Genomic DNA, 4,776 nt, shown 5'->3' on the forward strand with positions numbered 1-4,776 from the left:
CGGCGTCGGCGTCGTCGGCCGCCGTCCACGACGAGTCCGCGAGGTGCATACGCTCGCTACCGGCGGAACCGTCAAAAGTCGTCCGCCCTCACTCGCCGCGGCGGACGCCGTCGTCGGTGACGACCTGCCGGTCGGGGGCGTCGGTGTCGGGCGCGGCCCCGAGCGTGAACAGCCGTTCGGTCCGGGTCAGGTCCTCGGTCGTCGGGTTTTCCTTCTGTATCTCCTCGTACTCGACGGCGACGCCGTCGGGGGCGGACTCGATGCGGACCGCGAGCAACTGGTAGGAGGGGTAAAACACCGGCGGGAGGATGCCGATGATGCCGTCCCGGCGGTGGAGTCGTTTGAGCCACGTCCCGGTGTTGACCAGCAGACGGTCCTCGACGACGCTGGTCCGCGGGCGGTGGGTGTGGCCGTAACAGAACAGAGCCGTCTCCGGGTCTGTCTCGAACACCTCGCGCGCGGCGTCCTCGTAGGGGGCGACGGGGTCGACCGATAGTTCGGTCTCGAAGACGCCAAAGCGGTCGACGGTCTGTCGCACGTCGCGCCTGATGAAGTACAGCGGGATGGCCACCAGCAACAGCAGACCGGCGACGGCGATGTTGAGCGCGAGCAGGAACCAGATAGCGGTCCCCGCCCGGCCGAACTGCCCGAGAAAGACCGTCGCCGCCTCGACCGGCGTCGACCAGACGCCAACGAGGTCGAGCCCCGCTATCACCGCGAGGACGACGCTGATGTTGAACAACAGGAGGAACGGGACCATCGAGTACCGGAGCAGGGGGTTCATCTCGCGGTAGAAGTACTTCGAGATGAGCCACACCGGCATCCGCTCGGTGGGCGTCACCGCCTGGACATCTTTCAGCCAGTTGTACCGGCCGCGGTCGGAGAGTTGGCCGGCGCGGGAGGTGACCAGCGTGTTGTAGTAGTAGCCAAGCGGCGTCGCGTGGGGGTTGCCGAACTGCTGGATGTGGTTGTTGGGGTCCTGCTGGTGGCCGTGTTCGAAGTAGACCGTCCGGTCGCCGACGGTGCGGGTGAGCGACTGCTCGGGCACCAACTCGACGTTGTACTCGGCCAGCCGGTCGACGTAGGCGTCGTAGGCCGCCAGTTCGTGGTCGTGGTTGCCCGGCAACAGCGTGATGTCGACGGACTCGCCGGTCGCCTGCAACTGCGCGAACAGTTCGGGGTAGCTCTCGACCAGCAGATCGAACTTCTCGATGCCCTCGACGCCGGTGAGTTCCCACAGGCCGAAAGCGTCGCCGTTGATGATCAGCTCCGTCGGTTCGTCGGTCGATTCGAGCGATTCGAGAAAGGCGAGCAGTTCCTCGAGGAACTCGACCTGTCCCAACTGCTCGTCCCCGCCGACGTGGAGGTCACTGATCACGTAGTACACAGTCTCGTCCGACTCCTCGCCCATCCCCTCCCTCTTGATGGCCGACCCGGATAGGCGTTGTCGTCGGGCCGCCGACCGCGGGACCGGAAACGATTTGCCCCTCTGTGGGGGAGTGTCGGATATGACGCGCGAGAATCTCACGAGAGCGAGCGACCTGCTCGAATCGATAGACGCAAGCGGCGAGACGGCAGACCGAATCGCGGATCTGGCGGCGAAGTTGGACCGACAGGCGACGGGCAACCGCGGCCCCGACCACGGCCAACTCGCCCGCGTCCAGACCATCCTCGACGACCTCCAGACCGAACTGGACGACGAGGGCGCGGCGACCATCGAGGACGTCCGGCAGGCCGTCGTCGACTACCGCGAGACGGTCGACGGCGTCTGATCGGGGCGACTGCGGTAGCGGGACCTTCTTTTCGCCCGGGCGCGTCGAACGAGCCAATGAGCGTCATCGAACTCGTCCACGAGCGCCACGGCGCGACGTTTATCCAGCGCGGCGGCCGTCGGGTCGTCGACAGCTACGGCCGCCCCGAACGCACCCACCGCGCGGTCCGCAACGTCGCGGGCGTCGTCGAGATGGCGACGGACGTCCGGACCGTTACCGGCTCCGACCGCATCGCGGCCGTCGAGGACGCATCGACCGTCGATATCCCGCGAGAGGACGGCCGGGGCGCGTACGGCTACCTCCTCTCGGAGGGCGCTATCGCCGCCGACGCGACCGTCTACAACGCCGCCGAGGGCGACCGTCTGCTGGTCTTTCTCCCGCCGGGCCGCGGGAGCGTCTTCGACCGGGCGCTGTCGGGCGCCGAAAGCACCGACGTGACGACCGAGATGGGCGTCTTCGGCGTCCACGGCGCGTCGGCGACCGAGAAGATAGCGAGCGTCCTCTCGACCGGCGGGGGCGCGCCCGAACCCGCCCACGCCTTCACGCGGGGGACGATGGGCGACGAGGCCGTGACGGTCGTCGCCACCGACGCCCCGACCGGCGAGGAGGGCTACGTCGTCGTCTGTGACACCGCCGACGCCGAGACGGTGTTCGACACGCTGGTCAACCGCGGCCTCAACGCCACGCCCTTCGCTACCGGACCTTCGAGAACCTGACGCTCGAGGCGGGGACGCCGCTGTACGAGAGCGAACTCGCCGGCCGGGCACCCGCCGTCTTCGACGGGACCGGCGGCCAGCGACTCGTGGGACTGACCGCCGAGCGAGTGCCCGCGGCCGGCGACCGCTGTCTGGCCGACGGCGACCCCGTCGGTCGGATCACCCGCGCGGCCGAGAGCCCGACGCTCGACCGACCGATAGCGCTCGCGGTGGTCCGGTCGCCGCCAGACGCCGTCGACACCGACGAGGGCCGGGTCGGCGTCGAGACAGTGTCGCTCCCGTTCGTCGAGGGGAGCCAGCGCTCGGGCCGGTGTCCCGGCGGTCAGTGACCGTTGCTGTCGGTGGTGTCGTCTTCGAGTGCACCCTTGATGTCACGGAGCTCTGGATGCCGTACAGCCCCAACACCAGCCACGCGACCGAGAACACGACGCCCAGCAGCGCGAACACCATCGCCACGTTCGTTTCGGTGAGCATAGACACCAAAACGTACGGGCCCGGGCGACGTAAGGCCACAGTGACAGTTGCAATCGCTGCAACTGTGGGCCGAGATTGAACACCGAGGGAGGAGGAGTGATGACCGTGGATGGCGACCCGGATGTCGCAACCGTCACCGACCTGCTGGGCGACGCGGTGGTCAGGACGATACTGGCGGCCACCGTCGAGGAGCCGCTGTCGGCGGCGGCTCTCAGCGACCGCTGTGGCGTCTCGGAGGCGACCGTTTACCGGCGGCTCCAGCGCCTCGCCGACCACGGCCTCGTCGAGGCCCGGACCGAACCCGACGAGGACGGCCACCACTACAAGGTGTACGCGGCGACGCTCGACCGCGTCGTCGTCGACCTCACGGCCGACGGGCTGGTGGTCCGGGTCACCCGCCGCCAGCGGATGGCCGACCGGTTCACCGACTTCGTGGAGGGACTATGATGGGTAGCGCACTCGCCCTCGCTGTGGCGACCGGCGACCCCCTCTCGGCGGCGCTGTCCGTCATGACGGCCGTCCTCGGGCTGGCTGTCGGCTACGTCGCGCTTTCGGGCTACCGGAGCAACGACAGTCTCCCGATGCTGTTCGTCGCCACGGGCTTCCTGTTGACGTTCACCGCGCCCGTCCTCCTGCTCGGCGTGTTGGTCGCCCTCGAGGCGACCGTGGCGTTCTCGCCGAGGATGGCGACGTCGCTCCCGTGGGCGGTCCGGACGGCCGGGCACGCCAGCGAGGCAATCGGGCTGCTGTTGATTCTCTACGGACTGGCGATGCCGATACGGCGCTAGCGGCCCGACACCATCGCCCGGAGTTGCTCGCGGGAGAAAAGCGTCGAGGGCTTGTCCATATGGACGCCGATCTCGCCCGAGAACAGCGACATCCCGACCCGTTGGAGCGCCGTCGGCAGCGAGTACGCCCGCCGGACCCACGCGCCGAGCCTGATCTCCCTGCCGAGGTCCGCGCGCCACGCCCGCTCGTAGTCCTCGAGCGTCGCCGGGTCGGTCGGGTCGACCGTCTCGACGGCGTGGTCGGCGGCGATCATCCCGTACCGGATGCCCCCGCCCGTGAACGGCTTGGTCTGGGCGGCGGCGTCTCCCAGCAGGAACGCCCGCCGGTCGGTCACTGTCTCCGGTGGACCGACGGGGATCAGTCCCGAACACCGCCGGTCGGTCTCGGCGCCGTAGCTGTCGGTGAACGACTCGAACCAGTCGCCGACCTCCGCGCCGGGCGAGGCCGCGAGGCCGTACTCGACGCCCGCCTCGCCGCGGGGGATGCGCCACGCGAAGAAGCCGGGGACGGTGAGGTGGACGTCCACGAAGTCCTGATCGTCGGGGTCGGGGGCAAAGCCCAGCACGCCGTGGAGTAGTTCGTCGGGTTCGGGCAGGCCGACGGACGACCGGACCTTCGAGCGCGGGCCGTCCGCGCCGGCGACCATCCTCGCGCGGTGGGTCTCGACGCCGTCGGGCCCGCGGACGGTGACCTCGACGTGGCCGCCGTGCTGTTCGACCCCCGTCACGGTGTGACCCTCCCGCAGGTCCGCGCCGGCGTCGCGGGCGGCCTCGGCCAGCCAGCGGTCCAGTCCCACGCGGTCGATGACCTCGGAGATGACCGTGTCCTTGTAGAAGGGGTAGGGCTTGCTCTCGGGCCCGCCCAGACGGAATCGGGCGCCGTAGATCTGATTCTGGAGGAGGTCCTCGCGGGCGCCATCGGGCGTGAACTCCCAGAGGTCGGTGCTGACGTGGCCCGAACAGGCCAGCGGTTCGCCGACTTTCCCCTGCTCGAACGCCAGCACGTCGTAGCCGGCCGCGGCGGCC

General features: G+C 69.4%; 6 protein-coding genes and 1 pseudogene. 5 read left to right on the forward strand and 2 right to left on the reverse strand.

The genetic code is table 11. The features are described 5' to 3' along the window. Positions 1-88: 88 nt before the first annotated feature. The gene (locus GJ629_RS14325; protein ID WP_157513639.1) at positions 89-1,411 is read right to left on the reverse strand and encodes a metallophosphoesterase; all 1,323 of its coding nucleotides are present in this window, start codon (positions 1,409-1,411) and stop codon (positions 89-91) included. 97 nt (positions 1,412-1,508) lie between these two features. Here GJ629_RS14325 and GJ629_RS14330 point away from each other — a divergent pair, with 97 nt between their 5' ends. From GJ629_RS14330 to GJ629_RS14350, 5 genes and pseudogenes are all read left to right on the forward strand, one after another. Then, the gene (locus tag GJ629_RS14330) at positions 1,509-1,772 is read left to right on the forward strand and encodes a hypothetical protein (protein ID WP_157513640.1); all 264 of its coding nucleotides are present in this window, start codon (positions 1,509-1,511) and stop codon (positions 1,770-1,772) included. A gap of 56 nt (positions 1,773-1,828) precedes the next feature. Continuing rightward, positions 1,829-2,817, forward strand: a pseudogene (locus GJ629_RS14335) (glycine cleavage T C-terminal barrel domain-containing protein). After that, a complete protein-coding gene (locus GJ629_RS14340; RefSeq protein ID WP_157513641.1) occupies positions 2,814-3,041 on the forward strand; it encodes a hypothetical protein in 228 nt (75 codons plus the stop codon). The pseudogene GJ629_RS14335 and the gene GJ629_RS14340 overlap by 4 nt, the downstream one beginning before the upstream one ends. Before the next feature lie 20 nt (positions 3,042-3,061). Further along, complete coding sequence (locus GJ629_RS14345) at positions 3,062-3,409, forward strand: winged helix-turn-helix domain-containing protein (protein ID WP_157513642.1); 348 nt, start codon at positions 3,062-3,064, stop codon at positions 3,407-3,409. After that, complete coding sequence (locus GJ629_RS14350; protein ID WP_231754649.1) at positions 3,409-3,750, forward strand: hypothetical protein; 342 nt, start codon at positions 3,409-3,411, stop codon at positions 3,748-3,750. The genes GJ629_RS14345 and GJ629_RS14350 overlap by 1 nt, the downstream gene beginning before the upstream one ends. On the opposite strand, the gene GJ629_RS14355 is transcribed toward GJ629_RS14350, so the two are convergent. Next, positions 3,747-4,776 (reverse strand): geranylgeranyl reductase family protein (locus tag GJ629_RS14355; protein ID WP_157513644.1); only part of this gene is annotated, 1,030 nt, incomplete at its 5' end. The two genes, GJ629_RS14350 and GJ629_RS14355, sit on opposite strands and share 4 nt — an antisense overlap.

It is taken from the genome of Halapricum sp. CBA1109, from assembly GCF_009741825.1.
Taxonomy (GTDB): Archaea; Halobacteriota; Halobacteria; order Halobacteriales; family Haloarculaceae; genus Halapricum.

Coding starts and splice junctions, on each gene's coding strand:
- GJ629_RS14330 (WP_157513640.1), top strand. CDS start 1,509: ATGACGCGCGAGAATCTCACGAGAGCGAGCGACCTGCTCGAATCGATA.
- GJ629_RS14325 (WP_157513639.1), bottom strand. CDS start 1,411: ATGGGCGAGGAGTCGGACGAGACTGTGTACTACGTGATCAGTGACCTC.
- GJ629_RS14350 (WP_231754649.1), top strand. CDS start 3,409: ATGGGTAGCGCACTCGCCCTCGCTGTGGCGACCGGCGACCCCCTCTCG.
- GJ629_RS14345 (WP_157513642.1), top strand. CDS start 3,062: ATGACCGTGGATGGCGACCCGGATGTCGCAACCGTCACCGACCTGCTG.